We start from the raw sequence: 20,564 nt of genomic DNA, 5'->3' as shown, positions 1-20,564 counted from the left end.
ACATGGACCAGAACCAATCGCGCCGCGCCTTTTTGAAGCGCACCGCCGCGCTCGGTGCAGCGGGCGCCGCCGCGCCCTTCGTCACCCAGCTTGCCGCGATCGGCGAAGCATCGGCGGCGGTCGCCAGCGATTACAAGGCGCTGGTGTGCATCTTCCTCTATGGCGGCAATGATTACGCCAACACGCTGCCGCCCTATGACAGCGCGACGCACGCCGCCTATTTGGCGCAGCGCCCGACGCTGGGGCACACGCGCGACAGCCTGACCGCGACGCTGCTCAACCCGGGCAATTCTCTGGGCGGGCGACAATTCGCGCTCGCGCCGACGATGGCGTCGCTGCTGCCCTTGTTCAACGCGGGCAAGCTGGCCCCGGTGCTCAATGTCGGCACTTTAGTGCGTCCGACGACCAAGGCACAATATCAGGCCGCCTCGGTCGCGCTGCCGCCCAAGCTGTTCAGCCATAATGACCAGCAAAGCTATTGGCAGGCATCGAGCGCGGAGGGCGCGACATCGGGCTGGGGCGGGCGCATCGGCGACCTGCTGCAAAGCGGTAACGGCACCAGCGCGCTGACCTGTATCAGCGCGTCGGGCAATGCGACCTATCTGTCGGGGCGCAGCGCGATCCAATATGTAACCGGCACCAACGGGCCGACCGCGCTGCTCAACGGCGCATCTACCCTGTTCGGATCGGCCACCGCCGCGAGCACGCTGCGCACGCTGATGGGCGGGGCGCAGGCGAATCTGATCGCCAACGAACACGCCACCGTGTCGAAACGCGCACTCGATCTCTACACCCAGGTCAACGGCGCACTGGCCAGCGCGCCGGCGGCGAACTTCACGCTGTTCCCGACCGGCAATTCGCTGGCGGACCAGCTCAAGATCGTCGCGCGGCTGATCTCGGTGTCACAGGAACTGGGAGCGAAGCGGCAAGTGTTCTTCGTCTCGATTGGCGGCTGGGACATGCATGATTTCCTCGTGCGCGATCACCCGACTTTGGTCGGTCGCGTCGCCGACGCGATGCGTGCCTTTTACGACACCACCGCCGCGTTGGGCGTGGCGGACAAGGTGACCAGCTTCACCGCGTCGGACTTCGGCCGCACGCTGGTCCAGAATGACGACGGCTCCGACCATGGCTGGGGTAGCATGCATTTCGTGCTGGGCGGCGCGGTGCAGGGCGGGCGCATCTATGGCACCGCCCCCGATTTCGGGCACAATACGCCGAGCGATGTCGGGCAGGGGCGGCTGCTGCCGACCACCTCGGTCGACCAATATGCCGCGACGCTGGCGAGCTGGTTCGGGGTGTCGGCGGGGAATATGTCGACGGTGCTGCCGAATATCGGGAATTATTCGACGACCAATTTGGGGTTTGTTTGAGGTAAGCGTTTAAGAAGCAACTGGCTTGCTAGCCGGACTGCGGACCTAAGAAGCTATGTAGGCTGGGCCCGAAGCGCAGCGTGCCATTCCGGCTCTGATTTCTGGTTGGCTCAAAGAGCCATCGTTGTTTGCGTCCATGCAGGCAAACGTCTCCAGAGGTTTCTTGAGAAGTTCAGTCAGGTCGACGTAACCATCGCGATTAGAATCTTGATCCGCATAGTCTTGAACAAGCCACACACGCATTTCTCGGCGGCTCGATGCCTGTTGCGGGCCGGACAATGATAAGTCAATCATTGTTTCAACCTCACCTTTGCTCAGCCGTTTGTCGCCATCGCTGTCGTGTGCTTCCAAGATCAGTTGGTATATCGAGGTCAAACCGGCTCGCGTGGTGCTGTCGGGGCGCGACAATCCTTGGGAGCCGACGAGCAGGGGGAGCGCGAGTAAACAGGCGGTCACTCTATACATGGCTTGAGACTACAAGCGGAGAAGTCTGTCTTCCACCATTTTTGTATTGCTCCAATAACGACGTATGGCAGACGTTTGCGCTGGGTGGGGCAGAAACAGGCTAAATCTCCACCCGCCAGTCCCACCCAATCGGGTCTCCGTCCATCACCTCGACTCCGGCGCCGATCAGCTCGTCGCGGAGTGTGTCGGATCGGGCGAAGTCCTTCGCGGCGCGGGCTTCCTTGCGCTGGGCGAGGCGGGCTTCGATCTCGGCTTCGGTCACCTGTGCATCCGCCGGGCGGACGCGCAGGTCGGCGCGGGACAGGTCCATCAGGTTGAGGCCGAGCGCGGTGTCGAACTGCGCCAGCGTCATCAGCCGCGCTTCCTGTCCCAATTGCTTGTCGGCGAGCAATTCCTCCAGCACCGGCAGCGCCTTGGGGGTGTTGAGGTCGTCGGACATCGCCGCGTCGAGCCGTTCGAGATAGCTCGCCGCGTTACCGCCACCCTTGCCCTCGGTCGCGCGGAACTTCTCTGCCGCGAGCACCAGCCGACGTAGCCGCACCAAAGCCGCCATCAGATTCTCGCCGCTGAACTCCAGCTCGCTGCGATAATGCGCGCTCAGGCACATCAAGCGATAGGCGAGCGGGTGGACGCCCTTGGCCACCAGCGCGTCGAGCGTGGCGATGCCGCCCTTGGACTTCGACATTTTCCCGCCGCGATCGACGAGGAAGTTGTTGTGCATCCAGATTTTCGCGCCCGAGTTCGCGCATCCGCAATGCGCCTGGTTCTGCGCGATTTCGTTGACGTGGTGGATCTCGCGATGGTCGATCCCGCCGGTGTGGATGTCGAACGGCAGGCCAAGCAGCTCGGCGCTCATCACCGAGCATTCGAGGTGCCAGCCCGGCGCGCCGCGGCCCCAGGGTGAATCCCACTCCATCTGCCGCGTTTCGCCCGGCGGGGTGGCGCGCCAGATCGCGAAGTCCTGCGGATGGCGCTTGCCCTCGACGCTCTCGATCCGCCCCTCGCCGGCGTCGTCCTGCCCACCCGACAGCTTGCCATAGTCCGGCACGGTGCTGCTGTCGAAATACAGGCCGCTATCGAGCTGGTAGCAATGCTGGTCGGCGATGCCCCTGGCGAACTCGATCATCTTGGCGACATAATCGGTCGCCAGCGGCATATGGTCGGGGGTGCGGATGTTGAGGTCGCGCAAATTGCGGCGGAACACATCGGCATAATGGCGCGAAATGTCCCACGCGCTCAGCCCACGCTTCTTCGCCGCCGCCTCCATCTTGTCCTCACCCTCATCGGCGTCGGAGGTCAGATGGCCGACATCGGTGATGTTGACAACATGGGTCAGGGCATGACCCTTCCACCGCAGCACCCGGCTCAGCGTGTCGGTGAAGACATAAGCTCGCAGATTGCCCAGGTGCGGGTCGCTATAGACCGTCGGCCCGCACGAATACACGCGCACGCCCTTGGCGGGGTCGATCGGCGCGAACGGTTCGAGCGCGCGGGTGAGGCTGTTGTAGAGGGTGAGCGGGGCCGAGGTCATGGCCCCGCCATAGCGCGGCGGCGGCGGCGGTCAAACCGCCGAGCGGGTTCAGGCCGCCAGCGACTTGACCGTGAAGCGCCCCGCGCCAAAGCTGCCGCCGTTGTTGATCGGAAGCGCGGTGGCACAGAACGCGCATTCGGCGGTCATCCGCCCGATCGTCCAGTGCGACTGGCCGCATCCGGGGCACACATTCTGCTCGCCGGGGCGAAAGGCAATGCGATAGCCGCTGTTCTCGGCGGTGAAGGGGGTCGTGTCGTAAAACATCGGCTCGTCTCCAGACTTGCCCGGTTCGACGCACGGAATCAGGGTTTTGTTCCAAGCGCGTAGCGAAGCGGATCGCCCGTGTTGCGATTGTGCAACGGTCGGGCGGTCAGTCCAACGGACGGATTCGGTCAAGCACGGTATAGGCCATGACGGCGGTCGCGACCGCGGCGTTGAGGCTGTCGGCCTTGCCCAGCATCGGGATTTTCACGCGCACATCGCATGCCGCGGCATAGTCGGCGGGGAGCCCCTGCGCCTCGTTGCCGGTCAGCAGAAACACCGGCGCGGCAAAGTCTGGCGCGCGGTAATCGACCGCACCCTCCAGCGCGAGCCCGACCAGCTGGCCGGGACCGCCGCGCAGCCAGGCGTGAAACTCTGCCCAGGGCGCACGCGCCAAGGGAATCGTGAACAGCGCGCCCATGCTCGCGCGCACCGCCTCGACGCTGAACGGATCGACGCAGTCATCGACGAGGATCAGCCCGCCCGCGCCGACCGCATCGGCGGTGCGCAGGATTGTGCCGAGATTGCCCGGATCGCGCAGCCGCTCCGCCACCAGCCACAGCGGGGCTGCGGTGCGGTCGATGCGGGAAAGGTCGGTCGAAAGCTCGCGATATACGCCCACGACCGCGCCGGGATTGTCCTTGCCCGACAGTTTGGAGAGAATGTCGCTGTCGGTCTGAATGACCTCGCCGCCGGATGCCTCGGTCGCCGCGATCAGCTCCTGTGCCAGCGGATGGCCGTCATGCCCCTTGGCGAAGAACAGATAGGTCGGCAGATGCCCCGCCTCCCGCGCCTCGGTCAGGATGCGCAGCCCTTCGGCCAGAAACAGCCCCTCGTCGCGACGATGCTTCTTGTCGCGCAAGCTGCGGACCCGCTTGACCAGCGGGTTGGAAAAGGCGGTTATTTCGCGGGGCACGGGATCAATCCAAGATGTTCAACGAACGGGTCGAAATCCCGGTCGGAATAGAGAAGCGGGATGTTATCGACGATACAGCGCGTCGCGATCAGGGTGTCGATCGTCTTGCGCACGGTGATGCCCCGCTTGCGAAGGGCGCGATAGTTTTGGGCAGCTTGCAACGCGATATCTGGGCTGGTGATCTGGACGACCGGCAGCGCGGTCATTCTGTGCCTTGCCTTTTCGAATTCCATGTCGCTGGTAAAGCCACGTAGAACCTCGGTCAGGATCAAATCGCCGACAGCGACATCCTCCGTGCCCAGCAGCTGGTCGAGCGTTTCGGTCTGATCCGTCACCGCACCCCGGAAAAAGTCAATCCAGATGCTTGAATCAACAACGATCATCAGTCGAGGCGCATTGCCTCAAGGTCGCCCTCCCAAGACGTGAGCTTGCCGCGAAGCTTGCGAATTTCTGCCTGATTGCGCAGACGGATCATCGTGCGGAGGGCCTCTTCAACGGCTTCCTTCTTTGTCTTCGCGCCGCTCGCCTTCATGGCGTCCGCCATCAACTGGTCATCGATCACGATGTTTGTGCGCATGATGTGTATCCTTATACCTTTTGATACACATAGTGACAAAGGGCGACGGACTCAATCCTCGCCGAAGCGGTCCTCGACCAGTTCGACCAGCTTGAGCACCGCGTCCTCGGCGCCGTCGCCGGTCGCGCTGATCGTGATCGTGTCGCCCATTGCGGCGCCCAGCATCATCAGGCCCATGATCGACGTGCCGGTGACGGCGTTGCCGTCCTTCTCGACGGTCAATTCGCATGGCTGCGATGAGGCGAGGGTGACGAACTTGGCGCTCGCCCGCGCATGCAGTCCGCGGCGGTTGCCGATCAGGACGGTGCGGCTGACGCGGCTCAAGCGGCAGCCTCGCCGAGCACTTCGGAGGCGACGGTGATGTATTTGCGCCCCGCCTCACGCGCGGCGGCGACCGCCTCCGTCACCTTCATCGTCTTGCGCGCGCCGCCCAGGCGAATCAGCATCGGCAGGTTGATGCCGGCGATCACCTCGACCCTCCCTGCCTCTAGCAGCGAAATGGCCAGGTTCGACGGGGTGCCGCCGAACAGGTCGGTGAGCAGGATCACCCCGCGTCCGCCATCGACCGCGACAATCGCCTTGGCGATGTCCGCGCGCCGCTCTTCCATATCGTCCTCGGGGCCGATGCAGATCGTCGCGATGCGATCCTGCTTGCCGACGACATGCTCCATCGCGACGACGAACTCCTCCGCGAGCCGCCCGTGCGTCACGAGTACTAGTCCAATCATGTCTTTACGCTTGTCCCATGCGGTTCATTTGCCGACCGGCGGGCCTTCTAGCGAGTCCTGCGGCGCGGTTTGCAAGTCACGATGCGTCACCGTGGGCGAAAAACCCGCGTCGCGCAACCGGGCAGCGACGCGTTCGGCGACATGCACCGACCGGTGTCTCCCGCCGGTACAGCCAAAGGCGATGGTAACATAGGATTTTCCCTCCGCCTGATAGCGGGGGAGGAGCAGCAGCAGCAGCTCCTCGATCCGCGTCATCGCTTCGGGATAGGCGCGGTCGCCGGCAACATAATCGGCAACATCGGCATCCTTGCCCGTGCCGGGGCGCAGCGATTCGACCCAGTGCGGGTTGCGCAGGAAGCGCATGTCGAGCACCAGATCCGCGCTGGTGGGCACGCCGCGCGCAAAGCCGAACGACATCACCGACACCACCGTTTCGCCCAGGCCCCGCCCGGAAAAGGTCGAGCGAATCTGTTGCGCCAGTTCGTTCGACGACAGGCTGGTCGTGTCGATTACGCGGTTGGCCCAGCGCCGCAGCGGCTGAAGCAACTCACGCTCGCGCACGATTCCGTCGCCGGCCGGCCGGTCGAGCGCGAGCGGGTGGCGGCGGCGCGTCTCTGAATAGCGCCGCTCCAGCTCCGCACCCGCACAGTCGAGAAACAAGGTGCCCATGTCATAGCCGCGCTCGTCGCGCAGCTTCTTGATGCGGCGCACGATGCTGTCGGCGTCGAAGCCGCGGGTGCGCGTGCCGATGCCGAGCGCGAGCGGGCGATCATCGCCATCGCTGCCCTCGGGCGGGTCGGTGTCGAGCAGGCGGTTGAGCAGCAGCAGCGGCAAATTGTCCACCACTTCCCAGCCAAGATCCTCCAGCGTCCGCAGCACGGTCGACTTGCCCGCGCCCGACATGCCGGTGACCAGCAATATCTGCTTCGGTCGCCGCTTGTTCATCGTGCCGCTCCCGTCATGTGGCGCAGCGCGAGCTCGACCTTGATCGGCGCGGAGGGTTCGAGTGCGGGGAGAGCGACCACCGGCACGTCGACACCGGCGATCTTCCGCGATTGCGGCCCTTCCGGCATGCGCGGCGGATCGTCGAAGATGGTGACGAGCAGCGCGATCGGCGCGCTGTCGGCATGGGGCAGGGTGACCAGGCCGATGCCGCGCACTTCGATCTTCCCCGCGATCGTTGCCGGGGACTTGGCGTGCAGCATGCCGTCACGCCGCGTGCAGATGGTATAGTCGTCGGCGACCAGCGCCGCACCCCGATCGATGAGGCGCAGCGCCAGGTCCGACTTGCCCTCGCCCGATCGCCCTTCGATAAGCACAGCGCGCCCGTTGATCGCGACGCAGGACGCGTGCAGCGTTTCGGAAGACAGGATCGCCACGCTTCTAACTCCCCGTACGCTCAACCCGCTTGCACGAATGGCAGGCGGACCACGAAGCGCGCGCCGCGCATGCGGTCCTCGCGCGTTTCGACCCCGATTGTCCCCTGGTGACCTTCGACGATGGTCCGTGCGATCGCAAGCCCCAGTCCCGAATGTTTGCCGAATTCCTCGCCCTCCGGTCGGTCGGTGTGAAAGCGGCGGAAGATTGCCTCGCGCGCTTCCTCGGGCACGCCCGGCCCCTCGTCCTCGACCCGCGCCTCCAGCATGTCGCCCGCAGCGATCAGCGACAGCGCCACTGTCCCGCCATCGGGGGAGAAGGAGATGGCATTGTCGATCAGATTGGCGAACACCCGCTCCAGCCGTGCGCCTTCGCCCATCACGCGCGGCATCGGCCCGATCGGCGCGTCGAAGCGCAGGCGGATGTCGCGCTCGACCCCGCGCGCGGTGCGCTGCTCGACCATCGCCGCCAGCATCGCGGACAGATCGACCGGATCGAACTTCGCGCGGGACAGCTGGGCATCGAGCCGCGATGCCTCCGAAATGTCGCTGATCAGCCGGTCGAGCCGCAGCACATCGTCGCGCACGACCGCCAGCAACTGCGCCTGCAGTTCGGGATCGCGCACCGCCATCAGGCTGTCGACGGCGGAGCGGAGCGAGGCGAGCGGGTTCTTGATCTCATGCGCCAGGTCTGCCGCGAACGCCTCGGTTGCGTCGATGCGTGCGCGCAACGCCAGGCTCATGTCCGACAGCGAGCGGGCGAGGTGCCCGATCTCGTCGCGCCGTTCGGGCAGGCGCGGCACCACCACTTCGCGCGCACGCCCCAGCCGCACCCGCACTGCGGCGCGGGCGAGGCGGCGCAGCGGGCGGACGATGGTGCGCGCGAGGAACAGCGACAGGAAGATCGACAGCCCGGCGGTGAAGGCGAGCACCAGCCCCAGCCGGAACCGCTCGATCCGCACCCGCTGGGTGATGTCGCGCGCGTTGGAGCTGGTGAACACCGCCCCCTCAGGGCCATAGGGCGCAGCGGCGGTGATGACGGGCGTGCGATCGGGCGCGCGCCATACGGTCGCACTGGCCTCCCCGGTGCGCAGCGCGGCGGCGATGTCGGGCCAGTCCAGCCCCTTGGTCGGCGCGCGCTCGCGAAACTGCTGGTCGCGATCCGCGCCGGCGACCGTGTCGATCACCGCGTCGAGGAAGCGCGCAGCGCTCTGGTTCCACGGATCCTTGTCGGGATCGCGCAGCACGAAATTGTTGAGGCCCAGCGCGCGGGTATCCAGCGTCATCCGCCCTGTGCGATCGTACAGGCGGATCCGGATATCCGCCTCGCTCGCGACACGCTGGATCAGCGCAGTGCGATCGTCCGGTGGGGTCATCGCCACTGCCTGCGCGATCAACCGTGCCTCGCGGCTCGCCTGTTCGACGCGGCTGTCGACGATGCGCGCGCGATAGCTGTCGAGGTAGAAGAACCCGCCCGCCAGCATCACCAGCGCAAAGATGTTCACCGCCAGGATGCGCGGCGTCAGGCTGACCCGGCCGGACCAGCGCAGCGACAGGTCGCGTTCCTCCCGGGCGGGGGAGGGCCTATTCGTCGGAGAAGCGATATCCGGCGCCATAGAGCGTCTCGATGGCGTCGAATGTGGGATCGACCTGCCGGAACTTGCGGCGCACGCGCTTGATATGGCTGTCGATGGTGCGGTCATCGACATAGATGTCGTCCTGATACGCCGCATCCATCAGCTGGTTGCGCGTCTTGACGATGCCGGGCCGCTGGGCGAGCGTTTCGAGGATCATGAACTCGGTGACGGTCAGCGTGACATTGTCGCCCTTCCACGTCACCTTGTGCCGCGCCGGATCCATCGTCAGAGGGCCGCGCTCGATCACCGGCTGCGCCTCGGCCGCCGGCGCCTCTTCGCCCTGCGCCGTCGCCGCGACCAGATCGGTCCGGCGCAGGATCGCGCGGATGCGGGCGATCAGCAGCCGCTGGCTGAACGGCTTGGCGATATAATCGTCCGCGCCCATCGCCAGGCCCAGCGCCTCGTCCAGCTCGTCATCCTTGCTGGTCAGGAAGATCACCGGGATCTGGCTCTTCTCGCGCAGTCGCCGCAGCAGCTCCAGCCCGTCCATGCGCGGCATCTTGATGTCGAGCACCGCCAGCTCGGGCGGATTGTCGACCAGCGCCTTAAGCGCGGCCTCCCCATCCGAATAGACGCGCGTCACAAACCCCTCGGCCTGCAACGCGATCGACACGGACGTCAGGATGTTGCGGTCATCATCGACCAGCGCAATCGTTGCGGTCATGCACGCGAGGTAGCGGAATGTGGGGCGGGGCTCAACGGGGGAGGGGCACTCCGCCTACCACCGCACCCAGCGCGGCACGAAAATCCGCCCCAGCGCCGCCATGACCGCCACGGGGGCAACGTGCCAGATGCCGAGATGGGCGATCGTATCGATCGGGCAGGACAGGCCATAGGCGAAGCTGCCCAGCGCGCCTGCGGCGACGCCGGTGTAGAATCCGGCGACCTTGGGCGCGACCGGCGCGCCGCGGCGCAGCCAGATGATCAATGCCGCGGCGACCAGCGATCCGCTGCAGGTGCCGGCAACGAAGCACTCGAGGCCGTGGGTCGCATGTTCATGCCAGTCGATCTGCCCTTCGATCATGGCGAGCAGTACGGCGGCCATCGGCAGGATGGCGAGCGCGGCGAGCAGCCAGCGCGCGCCATCCTGCCGTGCACCGACGCGCGGGCCAGCCATGCGGATGACTGCCAGCGCGGAGACTAACCCGACCAGCCCGATCAGGGCATTGGCGACGAAGAACATCGCCGCCGCCTCGCCGCGCATCGGACCGGACCATAGCCCCATCGTCAGCGCGATCAGGCCAATCGTTGCCAGGACGGCCAGGGCAGCCAGTGCGATACCATGCGCCATGCGGAGCGGGCGCACCGGCTCCAGCTCGCTCGCGAGCTGCGCGATCAGGGGGGACGGCGGGCGGGTCATGGTCAATCGGCCTCTTCGACGAGCGCGGCGAGCTTCCTCAATCCGCGATGAATGTTCACCTTGATCAGGCTTTCGCTCTGACCGCTACGTTGGGCTGCCTCGGTCACGGACAGCCCCTTGATCTTCACCAGCTCGATCGCCTCGCACTGGCCCTGCGGCAGGTGGACGAACAGCCGGTCGAGGCTCACCCGCGCCATCACCGCTTCTTCGTCGCTATCCTCCGCCGCGTCATGGTCGTCCAGCGCATCCTCGCCCGATCGATACACCCGGCGCAGATGATCGACCCAGCGATAGCGCGCGATCGCCGCGAGCCAGGGCAGAAAGGCCCGCGTCTCGTCCCAGGTCGCGCGCTTGGCGTGGAGTGCGAGCAGCACCTCCTGCACCAGATCGTCGAGCTGTGCCGGTGCGACGCGGCGGCGGAAATAGCGCTCCAGCCATCGCTGCACCTCGGTCAGCAGCACGGTATAGGCGCGGGTGTCGCCCGCCTGTGACGCGATCATCAGGCGCACGAAGCTGCCTTCGTCTGCAATCATCGACGTCCCCGTCCGTCCGAGCTGGTGTCAGCCGCGCCGACGGTGCCAGTTGGCGAGGAGCGCGTCGAGCGACACCATACCACCGCCCCGCACGATCAGGATGCCGGCCAATGCGACCCACAGGATATGCGTCGCCCACCAGGCATCGGGGTAGACGAAAATCTGGATGACTAGCGTCATGCCGAGCAGCGCGAGCGCAGAGAAGCGCGTCGCCAGGCCGATCAGCAGCAGGGCGGGAAACAGATGCTCGGCCATCAGTGCCATCGGTGCCGCAAGTTCGGGCGGCAGCGGAACTGCGCTGTAATCATTTTCAAACAGATAGCGGGTGGAGTCGCTGAGCTCGAACCAGCTGCCCTCCACCACCTTGCTGCGGCCCGCGCGCCAGAAAACTCCGCCGAGCGCGACCCGCACCAGCAGCAGCGCAACGCCCTCTGCCGTCCGCGAACCGACCAGCGTGACGGCCCGGCCATACAAAGATGCGATGCGCTGCATGTCGATTTCCTGTCTGTGCGAAGGGATCAGCGCTGGACCGGGGTCAGCGAACCCTTGCCCTTGGGCGTTTCGGTCTTTTCGCACGTGCCCTTGGCGACGAGCTTCCAGGCATTGCCCTGATAGTCGCGGGTCGAGGTGCCGGCGCAGCTGGTGCCGGGGCCGGCCGCGCAGTCATTCTTGCCCGCCTTGGCGATGCCATAGCATTTTTCCATCTCGGGCTTCTGCGCGGCGGCGGGGGCGGTGCTCAGGGCAGCGGCAAGGCCTGCGGTGGCGGCGAGCCCGGCGAGGCGGGCAATCGTGGAAGCGGTCATCGTCATCGTCTCCAAATGTGGGTGCGATGCCGATGCATGGGATCATCATCGGCACAGCGGCTCATTCGGCGGCGTGTCGGCAATCGTTACAGCGGATGAAAAATTGTTTCGGGTGTAACCCCGGCGGCAGGTGCGGCGAACTCACCGATGTGCGCTTTCGCACGACGATCCGCCTGAAAGGACTAGCGACATGAAGACCGCCACGCGCACCGCCGCATCCATCGCCGCCACCGCCGCCGCCATCGCCCTGGGATCGGTCGCGGCTTTCGCCGCCGACACGCCTGCGGGTAGCAAGGGTCGCGCGATCAGCGCGAACGATACCGTCCATTGCTATGGCCTGCACAGCTGCAAGGGCCAGTCCGACTGCGCCACCGCCGAGCATCAGTGCAAGGGCCAGAATGCGTGCAAGGGCCATGGCTTCAAGGCGATGAAGGCCGGTGAATGCCTCTCCAAGGGTGGGACGATCGGCGACCTCGGCTGATCCTGCCCAGATCCGGCGGGCCGTTCCCCCCGCAACGCCGGCCCGCCGGATCCACCTTTGCCCGCCAGGGAGCGAAGCAATGCATTCAGTACCGCCCTTTGGCGGCTTCGGCCTCGGCCTGCGCCGCGACCATTATCGCGACTTCCTTGAAGGCGAGGTGCCGGTCGATTTCGTGGAGGTGATCTCCGAAAACTTCATGATCGATGGCGGGCGTCCGCTGCGCATCCTGGAACAGGTGCGCGCGAAGCTGCCGGTGATCCTGCACGGGGTGTCGATGTCGATCGGATCGGCGCACGGCCTCGACCCGGATCATCTCGCGCGACTGCGAACGCTGGCCGACCGGATCGACCCGCTCTGGGTTTCCGACCATCTGTGCTGGACGCGGACCAGCGCGCATAACAGCCATGACCTGTTGCCGATGCCGCTGACCCGCGATGCACTCGATCTGGTGTGCGACAATATCGACCATGCCCAGAACGTGCTGAGCCGCGCGCTGCTGTTCGAGAATCCGTCGAGCTATCTGTCCTTTCCGCAGGACGAATTCACCGAATGGCAGTTTCTGGCGGAGATGAGCCGCCGCACCGGATGCTACCTGCTGCTCGACGTCAACAACATCCATGTCAGCGCGTTCAACCACGGCTTTGACCCGCTCGATTATCTCGCAGGCATCCCTGCCGATCGGGTGCGGCAGGTGCATCTTGCCGGGCATACGCCGGGGGAGATCGTGATCGACACGCATGACCGGCCGGTGTGCGATGCCGTCTGGGCGCTGTTCGCCCGCGCAATGGCGCTGCTGGGCCCGGTCGCGGTGATGATCGAGCGCGACGACGCGATCCCGCCGCTGCCCGAGCTGCTCACCGAGCTGGATCAGGCGCGCAGCATCGCCGCAACCGCGCGGCTGGAGGCGGCGGCATGACCGCGCTCGCCGCGCTGCAGGACGCGTTTCTCGCCTGCCTGCACGACGATGATGCGCCGTTGCCGCCAGACCTCGACGCCACGCGCGCGGCGGGCATGGCGGTCTATCGCAACGGCTATCGCGCGCGGCTGCTCGACGTGCTCGCCGACAGCTATGCGCGCACCGCGCGGCTGGTCGGCGCTGGGGCGTTTCATCAGGCGGCGGCGCATCACCTGATCGCGCATCCCCCCTCGGCCTGGACGATCGACCGGGCGGGGGAGGGTTTCGCCGACACCTGCGCCGCGCTGTTCGCCAACGACCCCGATGTAGCGGAGCTCGCCTGGCTCGAATGGGCGATGCAATGCGCATTTACTGCCGCCGACGAAGCGCCGCTGACCCATGCCGGGTTCGCCGCTGCGACTGCAGCCTTCGATGCTGCGGATTGGGAGCAGTTCGTGCCCGTGCCGGTCGCAGGGACGGCATTGCGACCGGTGACCTACCATATGCCCGCGCTGTGGCAGTTGCTGGCGGACGAGGAGGATGAGCCGACCGTTGAGCGGCTTGAGGCGCGCCACTGGCTGCTGGTCTGGCGCGAAGGCGAGGAAGCGGTGTTCGCCCTACTCCCCGACCATGAGGGCGAAGCGCTGAACGCCGCGCTGCATGGCGCAAGCTTCGGCGAAATCTGTACCCGCATGGCCGAACGCCTCGCCCCGGAAGCGACAGCGGCGGCAGCGGGAGCGATCCTCAATCACTGGCTGGAGCTCGGCGTGATCGGTTCGGTGCGCACAACCATGCAACAGGTCAGCGTTGTCACCCAAAAATAGCGGGTTAGCGCGCTTTTGACACCGGTTACTGGCGTTGACCCCCGTTTCCGCCGCTGCCTATGCGCGACTCCTACGCATACGAATGCAATGCCGTGCGGAGAGGCGCGGTTTGAGGAGAGAGACGTGACCGATCGTACCCCGAAGATCGGCCTCGACGCGCTGGGCGTCGGGGCGGACACCGCCATCCATTGGAACCTGCTGCCCGCGCAACTGGTCGAGCATGCCGTGCGTCGCGGTGAGGGCCGGCTGGCCAAGGACGGGCCGCTGGTGGTCGAAACCGGCAAGCACACCGGGCGCAGCGCCAAGGACAAGTTCATCGTCCGCGATGCAGAGACCGAGAACACCGTATGGTGGGGCAGCACCAATGTCGGCATGACGCCCGAGCATTTTGCAGCGCTCAAGGCCGATTTCCTGACGCACCTCGGCACCAAGGACACGTTGTTCGTCCAGGACCTGTATGGCGGGTCGCAGCCCGAGCATCGCGTCACGGTGCGCGTGGTCAATGAGCTCGCCTGGCACAGCCAGTTCATCCGCACCCTGCTGGTCCGCCCGGAAGCGCATGAGCTTAAGGACTTCGCCGCCGAATACACGATCATCGATCTGCCGAGCTTCCGCGCCGATCCGGCCAAGCATGGCTGCCGCAGCGAGACGGTGATCGCGGTCAACCTGACCGAAAAGCTGATCCTGATCGGCGGCACCGCTTACGCTGGCGAGATGAAGAAGAGCGTGTTCGGCCTGCTCAACTATCTACTTCCGCCGCAGGGGATCATGCCGATGCATTGTTCGGCCAATATCGGCCCCAACGGCGACACGGCGGTGTTCTTCGGCCTGTCGGGCACCGGCAAGACGACGCTGTCGGCCGATGCCAGCCGCACGCTGATCGGCGATGACGAGCATGGCTGGTCGGACACCGCGGTCTTCAATTTCGAAGGCGGCTGCTATGCCAAGATGATCAACCTCTCGCCCGAGGCCGAGCCGGAGATTTTCGCGACCACCAAGCGCTTTGGCACGGTGCTTGAAAATGTCGTGATGGACCCGGAGACGCGCGAGCTCGACTTCAACGACAACAGCCTCGCCGAGAATAGCCGCGGTTCCTACCCGCTCGACTTCATCCCGAATACGAGCGCGGATAATCTCGGGCCGGTGCCGAAGAACATCATCTTCCTCACCGCCGACGCCTATGGCGTGCTGCCCCCGATCGCGAAGCTGACGCCGGAACAGGCGATGTACCACTTCCTCTCGGGCTATACCGCGCGCGTTGCGGGGACCGAGATCGGCGTGACCGAGCCGAGCGCGACCTTCTCGACCTGCTTCGGCGCGCCGTTCATGCCGCGCCACCCCTCGGTCTATGGCAATCTGCTGAAGGAGCGGATCGCCAAGGGCGGGGTCGATTGCTGGCTGGTCAATACCGGCTGGAGCGGTGGCAAGGCGACGATGCCCGGGATCAAGCGCATGCCGATCCGCGTCACCCGCGCGCTGCTCAACGCCGCGCTCGACGGCAGCCTGAAGGATGCGGAGTTCCGGCAGGACCCCAATTTCGGCTTCATGGTCCCGGTCGCCGTCGGCGATATCGACCCCAACATGCTCGACCCGCGCGCCGCCTGGGCCGACAAGGGCGAGTACGACGCGACCGCCGCCAAACTGTTGGACGAGTTCGTCGCCAACTTCGCTCAGTTTGCCGAGCATGTCGATGAAGGCGTCCGTCAGGCTGCACCGAAGAGCCGCAGCAGGGCGACCGAACCCGCCTGACCCAGTGCACAGCCCCCGCCGGCAGACGCGTCGGCGGGGCATCACGCTGGCAATCGCGGGTCGGCGTTCCTACATAGAGGATATCGTCGGCAGATCGCTCCGTAGGCGCCGACGGCTGAGAGATTCTTCGTGCTCCCGCTTACTGGTCAGGAGCCGCCATATGGACCTCAACTACCTTCTCTATCGCCATCAGGTTTCGCTGATGCGCGTTCAGGCAAGTGATTGCCAAAGCGCCCGCAGTGCGCACCGCGACCTCGCACGCGGCTACGCCGCGCAGATCAGCACGCTCCGCAGTGCGCTGGGTGAAGAGGGTTCGCTGACGCGCGCCGCATGTTGACCCCGCCGCGCGCCGAAACGCCGCCCGTCGCTGAAACGGGCAAGCCGCGCACGCGCCAGTTCCGTCGCTACAATGACAAGCCGCGTTTGTCGCCCGAAGCCTCGGCACGACAGGGCCGCGTCGCCACGTTGGTGTTCGAGCGCTTGCGCGAGAGCGACCCTGCCCGCAGCTTTCTCAACAGCCATGATGAGGGGCTGGGCGGGCGTCCGATCGACCTCGCCGTCGCCAGTGACGAAGGCGCGCGCGCGGTGCTCGCCCGCCTCGACGTGCTCCACCCGCTGGGGTAGGATCGCGCGGGGCATTTCCCCATTCAAGGAGCGACGCAGATGAGCATCCTCGATTCGATCCTCGGCCAGGTCGGCGGCACCGACGGCCTCACCAATCTTGCGGCCAAGGTCGGGCTTTCGCCCGAACATGTCGAGTCTGCGGTGCAGGCGCTGGCGAAGCACCACCAGATGCAGGGCGACACCGCCGAGGGTGCGGCGGCGGCCACCGGCCTGCCGCTCGACAAGATGCAGGAGCTGATCACCCAGATCGGCGGCGAAGGCGCGCTCGGCAAGTTCGCGACGATGCTGCAGGCCGATGGTGCAGCGGGTATCCTCGGCGCGCTCGACCGCGATGGCGACGGCAATCCGCTCAACGACCTGACGGGCATGGCATCGGGGTTCTTCGGCAAGAAATGACCCTATCGGGGAACCGGCCCGGGTGTGGCCGGTTCCTGTTGCAATGCAGCAGATATTTCCCGCGCACTGGGACGTCCCGGTGCAGGTCGTCGATGCGCTGACCATTGCCGCCGCGATTATGATCGCGCTGGCGATCCATTGGGTCGCGATGCGGATCGCCCGCCGGATCGCCGCACGTACGCCCGACTCAATCGACGATGTGTTCGTTGATGCGGCGGCACGGCCCGCGCGCTGGATTCTCGTCGCCCTGGCGCTCGCATCAGTGTGGCAATTGCTCCACCTGGACGACGGTGCCCGCGCGTTATGGGGGCAGGCGGCTGGCATGATCGTGCCGCTATTGCTCGGCTGGCTGGCGATCAACCTGATCCGCGCCGGGGGCAGGGCGGTCGAGCTCAGCGCCGACATCAGCGTCACCGACAATCTGCGCGCGCGCCGCCGGCGGACGCGCAGCGCGATCCTGACGCGGATCGCGGTATTCGTGGTCGGCTTCATCACCATCTGCCTGATGCTGCTGTCGATCCCCAGCGTGCGTTCGGTCGGTGTCACGCTGATGGCGTCGGCGGGTCTGATCGGCCTGGCCGTCGGTGCGGCGGCGCAACCCGCGCTCAAGAATATCATCGCCGGCATCCAGATGGCCTTCACCGAACCGATCCGGATCGACGATGTCGTGATCATCGACGGCGAATGGGGGCGGATCGAGGAAATCCGGCTGACCTATGTCGTGGTCGCGATCTGGGATGAGCGGCGGCTGGTGGTGCCGGTCTCGAAATTTCTGGAAGAGAGTTTCCAGAACTGGACGCGCAACTCCAGCCAGCTGCACGGCACGGCCTTTTTCTGGCTCGACCCTACCGCCGATATCCCCCGACTGCGCGCGCGGCTGGAGGAACTGGTGCGCGCCAACGAGCGCTGGGACGGGCGCGGCTTCGTGCTTCAGGTCACCGACACCCGACCCGACGCGATCGAGGTGCGCGCACTGGTCACGGCGCGGGACGCGGCCAATGCCTTCGATCTGCGCTGCGACATTCGCGAGGGGATGCTGGCGTTCATTCGCGACGAGATGCCGGAAGCATTACCGCGCGGCCGTCTGGAGCTGGGCCGACCCGGCTGGAGCGAACCCGTCGCGCTGCCCGTGCCGCCCGCGCCGGGGGAGCAAGGCTCCAGCGGCGGGGCGGGCGCGATCCCCGAAGACGGGCGCGCTTAGGCCTTCCGCCCGGCGATATGCCGGTCGATCACGCGCTCCAGCACGCTCATCGGCACCCCGCCCCCCAGCACCAGCGCATCGTTGAACCCACGGAAATCGTAGCGCGGGCCGAGTTCGCGCTGCGCCTTGGTCCGCAGCCGGTTGATCGCGGTGTGGCCGAGCTTGTAGCCGCACGCCTGACCGGGCCAGCTGCAATAGCGGTCGACCTCGCCGGAAACCTCTTCGACCGATGAGCCATTGGCTGTCGCAAACCACTCGATTGCCTGTTGCCGCGTCCAGCGCTTGGCGTGCAGCCCGGTGTCGACCACCAGACGGCACGCGCGGAAGGCGAGGCTCTGGAGATACCCCAGCCGCCCGACCGGATCGTTGTCATACGCCCCCAGCTCCGCCCCCAGTTGCTCGGCGTACAGCGCCCAGCCTTCGCTATAGGCATTGAACGCCAGCAGCGAGCGGACCAGCGGCAGCTTGAACGTATATTCGCCCTGCCACGCATGGCCCGGAATGCCCTCATGATAGGCAAGGGTGGCGAGGCTGTAGCGGGTGTGCAGATGCGTGGTGCGCAGGTTCAGCCACACGCGCCCCGGCACCGTCCCGTCGATCGACCCCGCGCCGCCATAGGCACCCGGCGCGCCCGGCTCCTCGGCCAGCGGCAGGCGCTTCACCTCGACATTGCCGCGCACCAGCGTGTGGAACGCCTGCGGCATCTTCGCCTTCATGTCCTGGATCGTCTTGGTCATGTAGGCGAGGATTTCCTGCCGCCCGGCGTCATTGTCGGGGTAGAGGAACTTGGGATCCTTGCCGAGTGCGGTCATGCGCGCGCCCACGCTGCCTTTGCTGTAGCCAAGCTTGCGCAGGATCGTGTTCATCTCCGACTGGAGCGCCTTCAGCTCCTCGCGCCCCGCCTTGTGGACCTCGTCCGGGGTCATCGTCGTGGTGGTCGCGGCGCGCAGTGCCCAGGCGTAATAGGCCTCACCGTCCGGGAATTTCCACACGCCCGCGTCGCTGGTTGCCTTGGCGCGATGGCGCTTGAGTTCGGCGATCTGACGGTCGAGCGCCGGGGCGATCCTGCCCGCCGCCAGCTTCGCCGCCGCCACCGCCTGATCGCCGGTCACGACCTTTTTGCCGGTGAAATTCTCGACCAGCTCCCATTTGCCGGCATCGGTGCCGCGGGTCAGCGCGATCTGGCGCAGGCATTTGTCGAGCAGGAAGTCGGGCGCGACGACGCCCTTGTCGTAGGCGATCTTGAGCCGTTCGGTCTCGCCGTCGATCTGCCCGGCCCAGCCTTCGAACCGCGCCAGCCACGACGCCGCATCCGCCGCGCTCTCGACCTTGTGCTCGCTGTCGAGGAAGCGCGGCATGTCGAGATAGGCGCCGACATTCTGGATCGCGACATAGGGCGTGTTGCGCCACCCGCCGACCGCGACATCGCCATAGCCGAACGCGAACCCGTCCAGCCCGTTCTGGAACGCGGTGCGCACGACATCGACATTGGTTTGCATCACCGGCGACAGCGCGTTGCGGTCGAGCGCGTCGAGCTGCGCGATCCGTGCGCGCAGCCCCTCGGCCACTTTCTGTCGGCCCGCCACGCTGCGATCCTCGACCATCGATCGCAGATGCGCGCGCTCCCCCTTGTCGATGCCGAGCGAGGTCGCACTTTCGGGCGCGCTGGTCAGCAGCTGCTCGGCGGTCGCGCTCAGCAACGCATCGGCGGCGCTATCCGCCGACGGCGCGCCCTTCGCACAGGCGGGCAGGGCGGGAAATGCAGCAAGCGTGGCGGTCGATGCAAGGAACTGGCGGCGGCTGGGGGTCATGCGGGCTCCGGATACGCGGGAGGGTGGTTGCTGACGTTACCTTAGCGCGCGCCCTGCGCCATGCCACCCCCTCGCTGGAACAGCGCGCGTTGTGCATCGCCCTGCGGGCGGGCATCATCGTGCGGCAATGAACGAACCGACTGAGGCTCTTCCTTCGATCATTCAGGCCCCCCGCCTGCTGCGCCGGCTGTTGCGCGCCCGGGATCGCATCGACGCTGCCTCGCACGAGGAGTGGCCAGTGGCGCGGCTCGCCCGGATTAGCGGGGTGTCGCCGGCCCATTTCGCGCGGGCGTTCCGCCAGGCATTCGGCGTCCCCCCGCATCGCTATTTGCTCACGCGGCGGGTCGAGCGGGCGGCGGCGCTGCTGCGCGAGACCGATGCGTCGATCACCGATATCGCCTTCCAGACCGGATGGAGCAGCCTGGGCAGTTTCAGCCGCACCGTCCGCGATATTACCGGCAAGACGCCGACCGAGTTGCGAGCCCAGACCGTCGCCCGGCCCGCGATGCCGCAATGCTATCTGCGCGCCGCCGAGCGCCCCGGCTTGAAGATAGCAGTTTCGGAGAAGCGCCGCCGTGCCGCTGGCGTTACCCCGGCGTCACTCGTTGAGGAGACATGACGATGGAAGGGGTACAGGTCGTCGGCATCTATGTGCGCGATCAGGATGAGGCGCTGGATTTCTATGTCGGCAAGCTTGGCTTTCGCGTGCACAGCGATGTGCGCAACGGCAATTTCCGCTGGCTGACCGTGCAATATCCAGGGCAGGACGGCTTCCAGCTCGGTCTGTTCAAGCCCGGCGCGCCGATGGTCGACGATGCGACGGCGCAAATGCTGGACGCGGCGGTGGCAAAGGGCGCGATGCCGCCGCTCGTGCTGTCGGTAAAGGATTGTCGCACCGCTTATGCCGAGATGCGGGCGCGCGGCGTAGAATTCACCCAGGAGCCGGTCGAGCGCTACGGCGCGGTCGATGCCAGTTTTCGCGATCCGTCCGGCAATGGCTGGAAGCTGGTCGAGCGCTGAGGG

Annotated in this window: 28 protein-coding genes; 11 read left to right on the top strand and 17 right to left on the bottom strand. The window is 66.3% G+C overall.

Annotated elements, in window-relative coordinates:
• Positions 1-2: 2 nt before the first annotated feature.
• Positions 3-1,373 carry a DUF1501 domain-containing protein gene (locus KYX69_RS17430; RefSeq protein WP_300499483.1) on the top strand — a complete coding sequence of 457 codons (1,371 nt, stop codon included), beginning with the start codon at positions 3-5 and terminating at the stop codon, positions 1,371-1,373.
• Positions 1,374-1,418: 45 nt separating this feature from the next.
• Here the strand turns inward: KYX69_RS17430 and KYX69_RS17425 are convergent, their stop codons facing one another.
• The 16 genes from KYX69_RS17425 to KYX69_RS17350 all read right to left on the bottom strand — a co-directional run bounded on the left by KYX69_RS17425 (position 1,419) and on the right by KYX69_RS17350 (position 11,560).
• Entirely contained in the window at positions 1,419-1,838 is a 420-nt protein-coding gene (locus KYX69_RS17425) for a hypothetical protein (RefSeq protein WP_300499480.1), read from the bottom strand.
• Between the two features lie 100 nt (positions 1,839-1,938).
• Positions 1,939-3,369: a cysteine--tRNA ligase gene (cysS, locus tag KYX69_RS17420; RefSeq protein ID WP_300499478.1), complete on the bottom strand. Its 1,431-nt coding sequence runs from the start codon at positions 3,367-3,369 to the stop codon at positions 1,939-1,941.
• Positions 3,370-3,417: 48 nt separating this feature from the next.
• Positions 3,418-3,633 (bottom strand): hypothetical protein, encoded by a 216-nt coding sequence (locus KYX69_RS17415; RefSeq protein WP_300499475.1) that lies wholly within the window; start codon positions 3,631-3,633, stop codon positions 3,418-3,420.
• Positions 3,634-3,739: 106 nt separating this feature from the next.
• Positions 3,740-4,546 carry an RNA methyltransferase gene (locus KYX69_RS17410; protein WP_300499472.1) on the bottom strand — a complete coding sequence of 269 codons (807 nt, stop codon included), beginning with the start codon at positions 4,544-4,546 and terminating at the stop codon, positions 3,740-3,742.
• Positions 4,531-4,929 (bottom strand): PIN domain nuclease, encoded by a 399-nt coding sequence (locus KYX69_RS17405; protein ID WP_300499470.1) that lies wholly within the window; start codon positions 4,927-4,929, stop codon positions 4,531-4,533. Before KYX69_RS17405 ends, KYX69_RS17410 begins: the two co-directional genes overlap by 16 nt.
• On the bottom strand, positions 4,929-5,123 hold the full coding sequence (locus KYX69_RS17400; RefSeq protein WP_300499467.1) for a type II toxin-antitoxin system VapB family antitoxin: 195 nt from the start codon (positions 5,121-5,123) through the stop codon (positions 4,929-4,931). The genes KYX69_RS17405 and KYX69_RS17400 overlap by 1 nt, the downstream gene beginning before the upstream one ends.
• Positions 5,124-5,174: 51 nt before the next feature.
• The gene (locus KYX69_RS17395) at positions 5,175-5,447 is read right to left on the bottom strand and encodes an HPr family phosphocarrier protein (RefSeq protein ID WP_300499465.1); all 273 of its coding nucleotides are present in this window, start codon (positions 5,445-5,447) and stop codon (positions 5,175-5,177) included.
• The gene (locus KYX69_RS17390; protein ID WP_300499463.1) at positions 5,444-5,851 is read right to left on the bottom strand and encodes a PTS sugar transporter subunit IIA; all 408 of its coding nucleotides are present in this window, start codon (positions 5,849-5,851) and stop codon (positions 5,444-5,446) included. Before KYX69_RS17390 ends, KYX69_RS17395 begins: the two co-directional genes overlap by 4 nt.
• Before the next feature lie 24 nt (positions 5,852-5,875).
• Positions 5,876-6,796, bottom strand: coding sequence for an RNase adapter RapZ (rapZ, locus tag KYX69_RS17385; RefSeq protein ID WP_300499460.1), 921 nt, complete (start codon positions 6,794-6,796; stop codon positions 5,876-5,878).
• The gene (locus KYX69_RS17380) at positions 6,793-7,230 is read right to left on the bottom strand and encodes an HPr kinase/phosphorylase (protein ID WP_300499458.1); all 438 of its coding nucleotides are present in this window, start codon (positions 7,228-7,230) and stop codon (positions 6,793-6,795) included. The genes rapZ and KYX69_RS17380 overlap by 4 nt, the downstream gene beginning before the upstream one ends.
• 20 nt (positions 7,231-7,250) lie before the next feature.
• The gene (locus tag KYX69_RS17375) at positions 7,251-8,843 is read right to left on the bottom strand and encodes a stimulus-sensing domain-containing protein (RefSeq protein ID WP_300499456.1); all 1,593 of its coding nucleotides are present in this window, start codon (positions 8,841-8,843) and stop codon (positions 7,251-7,253) included.
• A complete protein-coding gene (locus KYX69_RS17370; protein WP_300499454.1) occupies positions 8,812-9,528 on the bottom strand; it encodes a response regulator transcription factor in 717 nt (238 codons plus the stop codon). The genes KYX69_RS17375 and KYX69_RS17370 overlap by 32 nt, the downstream gene beginning before the upstream one ends.
• Positions 9,529-9,582: 54 nt before the next feature.
• Positions 9,583-10,224 (bottom strand): DUF1109 domain-containing protein, encoded by a 642-nt coding sequence (locus KYX69_RS17365; RefSeq protein ID WP_300499504.1) that lies wholly within the window; start codon positions 10,222-10,224, stop codon positions 9,583-9,585.
• Positions 10,225-10,226: 2 nt separating this feature from the next.
• The gene (locus tag KYX69_RS17360; protein WP_300499452.1) at positions 10,227-10,757 is read right to left on the bottom strand and encodes a sigma-70 family RNA polymerase sigma factor; all 531 of its coding nucleotides are present in this window, start codon (positions 10,755-10,757) and stop codon (positions 10,227-10,229) included.
• 27 nt (positions 10,758-10,784) lie between these two features.
• Positions 10,785-11,249, bottom strand: coding sequence for a DoxX family protein (locus KYX69_RS17355; RefSeq protein WP_300499449.1), 465 nt, complete (start codon positions 11,247-11,249; stop codon positions 10,785-10,787).
• Between the two features lie 26 nt (positions 11,250-11,275).
• Positions 11,276-11,560: a DUF2282 domain-containing protein gene (locus KYX69_RS17350; protein WP_300499447.1), complete on the bottom strand. Its 285-nt coding sequence runs from the start codon at positions 11,558-11,560 to the stop codon at positions 11,276-11,278.
• 190 nt (positions 11,561-11,750) lie between these two features.
• On the opposite strand from KYX69_RS17350, the gene KYX69_RS17345 reads away from it, so the two are divergent.
• From KYX69_RS17345 to KYX69_RS17310, 8 genes are all read left to right on the top strand, one after another.
• Positions 11,751-12,041, top strand: coding sequence for a hypothetical protein (locus KYX69_RS17345; protein ID WP_300499446.1), 291 nt, complete (start codon positions 11,751-11,753; stop codon positions 12,039-12,041).
• Between the two features lie 79 nt (positions 12,042-12,120).
• Positions 12,121-12,957 carry a DUF692 domain-containing protein gene (locus tag KYX69_RS17340; RefSeq protein WP_300499445.1) on the top strand — a complete coding sequence of 279 codons (837 nt, stop codon included), beginning with the start codon at positions 12,121-12,123 and terminating at the stop codon, positions 12,955-12,957.
• Positions 12,954-13,760, top strand: coding sequence for a DNA-binding domain-containing protein (locus tag KYX69_RS17335; protein ID WP_300499442.1), 807 nt, complete (start codon positions 12,954-12,956; stop codon positions 13,758-13,760). The genes KYX69_RS17340 and KYX69_RS17335 overlap by 4 nt, the downstream gene beginning before the upstream one ends.
• Before the next feature lie 123 nt (positions 13,761-13,883).
• On the top strand, positions 13,884-15,509 hold the full coding sequence (locus tag KYX69_RS17330; RefSeq protein ID WP_300499440.1) for a phosphoenolpyruvate carboxykinase: 1,626 nt from the start codon (positions 13,884-13,886) through the stop codon (positions 15,507-15,509).
• A 160-nt stretch (positions 15,510-15,669) separates the two neighbouring features.
• Entirely contained in the window at positions 15,670-15,846 is a 177-nt protein-coding gene (locus KYX69_RS17325; protein ID WP_300499437.1) for a hypothetical protein, read from the top strand.
• Positions 15,840-16,133, top strand: coding sequence for an antitoxin Xre/MbcA/ParS toxin-binding domain-containing protein (locus KYX69_RS17320; protein WP_300499435.1), 294 nt, complete (start codon positions 15,840-15,842; stop codon positions 16,131-16,133). The genes KYX69_RS17325 and KYX69_RS17320 overlap by 7 nt, the downstream gene beginning before the upstream one ends.
• Before the next feature lie 39 nt (positions 16,134-16,172).
• Positions 16,173-16,529, top strand: coding sequence for a hypothetical protein (locus KYX69_RS17315; RefSeq protein WP_300499432.1), 357 nt, complete (start codon positions 16,173-16,175; stop codon positions 16,527-16,529).
• Positions 16,530-16,572: 43 nt separating this feature from the next.
• Positions 16,573-17,730, top strand: a complete 1,158-nt coding sequence (locus KYX69_RS17310; protein ID WP_300499430.1) for a mechanosensitive ion channel domain-containing protein — start codon at positions 16,573-16,575, stop codon at positions 17,728-17,730.
• Here KYX69_RS17310 and KYX69_RS17305 read toward each other — a convergent pair.
• On the bottom strand, positions 17,727-19,541 hold the full coding sequence (locus tag KYX69_RS17305; RefSeq protein ID WP_300499428.1) for a DUF885 family protein: 1,815 nt from the start codon (positions 19,539-19,541) through the stop codon (positions 17,727-17,729). The two genes, KYX69_RS17310 and KYX69_RS17305, sit on opposite strands and share 4 nt — an antisense overlap.
• 127 nt (positions 19,542-19,668) lie before the next feature.
• Here KYX69_RS17305 and KYX69_RS17300 point away from each other — a divergent pair, with 127 nt between their 5' ends.
• Positions 19,669-20,160, top strand: a complete 492-nt coding sequence (locus KYX69_RS17300; RefSeq protein ID WP_300499425.1) for a helix-turn-helix transcriptional regulator — start codon at positions 19,669-19,671, stop codon at positions 20,158-20,160.
• 2 nt (positions 20,161-20,162) lie between these two features.
• The gene (locus KYX69_RS17295) at positions 20,163-20,561 is read left to right on the top strand and encodes a VOC family protein (RefSeq protein ID WP_300499422.1); all 399 of its coding nucleotides are present in this window, start codon (positions 20,163-20,165) and stop codon (positions 20,559-20,561) included.
• Positions 20,562-20,564: the final 3 nt, after the last annotated feature.

Origin of the sequence: Sphingomonas sp. (genome assembly GCF_030145815.1) — a bacterium.
GTDB lineage: Bacteria > Pseudomonadota > Alphaproteobacteria > Sphingomonadales > Sphingomonadaceae > Sphingomonas.
This window is presented reverse-complemented; position numbering and strand designations above follow the sequence as displayed.

What these genes read in the sequence shown, in the direction of transcription:
- KYX69_RS17430 (WP_300499483.1), top strand. Translation starts at nt 3, where the DNA reads ATGGACCAGAACCAATCGCGCCGCGCCTTTTTGAAGCGCACCGCCGCG.
- KYX69_RS17425 (WP_300499480.1), bottom strand. Translation starts at nt 1,838, where the DNA reads ATGTATAGAGTGACCGCCTGTTTACTCGCGCTCCCCCTGCTCGTCGGC.
- cysS (WP_300499478.1), bottom strand. Translation starts at nt 3,369, where the DNA reads ATGACCTCGGCCCCGCTCACCCTCTACAACAGCCTCACCCGCGCGCTC.
- KYX69_RS17415 (WP_300499475.1), bottom strand. Translation starts at nt 3,633, where the DNA reads ATGTTTTACGACACGACCCCCTTCACCGCCGAGAACAGCGGCTATCGC.
- KYX69_RS17405 (WP_300499470.1), bottom strand. Translation starts at nt 4,929, where the DNA reads ATGATCGTTGTTGATTCAAGCATCTGGATTGACTTTTTCCGGGGTGCG.
- KYX69_RS17400 (WP_300499467.1), bottom strand. Translation starts at nt 5,123, where the DNA reads ATGCGCACAAACATCGTGATCGATGACCAGTTGATGGCGGACGCCATG.
- KYX69_RS17390 (WP_300499463.1), bottom strand. Translation starts at nt 5,851, where the DNA reads ATGATTGGACTAGTACTCGTGACGCACGGGCGGCTCGCGGAGGAGTTC.
- rapZ (WP_300499460.1), bottom strand. Translation starts at nt 6,796, where the DNA reads ATGAACAAGCGGCGACCGAAGCAGATATTGCTGGTCACCGGCATGTCG.
- KYX69_RS17375 (WP_300499456.1), bottom strand. Translation starts at nt 8,843, where the DNA reads ATGGCGCCGGATATCGCTTCTCCGACGAATAGGCCCTCCCCCGCCCGG.
- KYX69_RS17370 (WP_300499454.1), bottom strand. Translation starts at nt 9,528, where the DNA reads ATGACCGCAACGATTGCGCTGGTCGATGATGACCGCAACATCCTGACG.
- KYX69_RS17365 (WP_300499504.1), bottom strand. Translation starts at nt 10,224, where the DNA reads ATGACCCGCCCGCCGTCCCCCCTGATCGCGCAGCTCGCGAGCGAGCTG.
- KYX69_RS17360 (WP_300499452.1), bottom strand. Translation starts at nt 10,757, where the DNA reads ATGATTGCAGACGAAGGCAGCTTCGTGCGCCTGATGATCGCGTCACAG.
- KYX69_RS17355 (WP_300499449.1), bottom strand. Translation starts at nt 11,249, where the DNA reads ATGCAGCGCATCGCATCTTTGTATGGCCGGGCCGTCACGCTGGTCGGT.
- KYX69_RS17350 (WP_300499447.1), bottom strand. Translation starts at nt 11,560, where the DNA reads ATGACCGCTTCCACGATTGCCCGCCTCGCCGGGCTCGCCGCCACCGCA.
- KYX69_RS17345 (WP_300499446.1), top strand. Translation starts at nt 11,751, where the DNA reads ATGAAGACCGCCACGCGCACCGCCGCATCCATCGCCGCCACCGCCGCC.
- KYX69_RS17340 (WP_300499445.1), top strand. Translation starts at nt 12,121, where the DNA reads ATGCATTCAGTACCGCCCTTTGGCGGCTTCGGCCTCGGCCTGCGCCGC.
- KYX69_RS17335 (WP_300499442.1), top strand. Translation starts at nt 12,954, where the DNA reads ATGACCGCGCTCGCCGCGCTGCAGGACGCGTTTCTCGCCTGCCTGCAC.
- KYX69_RS17325 (WP_300499437.1), top strand. Translation starts at nt 15,670, where the DNA reads ATGGACCTCAACTACCTTCTCTATCGCCATCAGGTTTCGCTGATGCGC.
- KYX69_RS17320 (WP_300499435.1), top strand. Translation starts at nt 15,840, where the DNA reads ATGTTGACCCCGCCGCGCGCCGAAACGCCGCCCGTCGCTGAAACGGGC.
- KYX69_RS17315 (WP_300499432.1), top strand. Translation starts at nt 16,173, where the DNA reads ATGAGCATCCTCGATTCGATCCTCGGCCAGGTCGGCGGCACCGACGGC.
- KYX69_RS17310 (WP_300499430.1), top strand. Translation starts at nt 16,573, where the DNA reads ATGCAGCAGATATTTCCCGCGCACTGGGACGTCCCGGTGCAGGTCGTC.
- KYX69_RS17305 (WP_300499428.1), bottom strand. Translation starts at nt 19,541, where the DNA reads ATGACCCCCAGCCGCCGCCAGTTCCTTGCATCGACCGCCACGCTTGCT.
- KYX69_RS17300 (WP_300499425.1), top strand. Translation starts at nt 19,669, where the DNA reads ATGAACGAACCGACTGAGGCTCTTCCTTCGATCATTCAGGCCCCCCGC.
- KYX69_RS17295 (WP_300499422.1), top strand. Translation starts at nt 20,163, where the DNA reads ATGGAAGGGGTACAGGTCGTCGGCATCTATGTGCGCGATCAGGATGAG.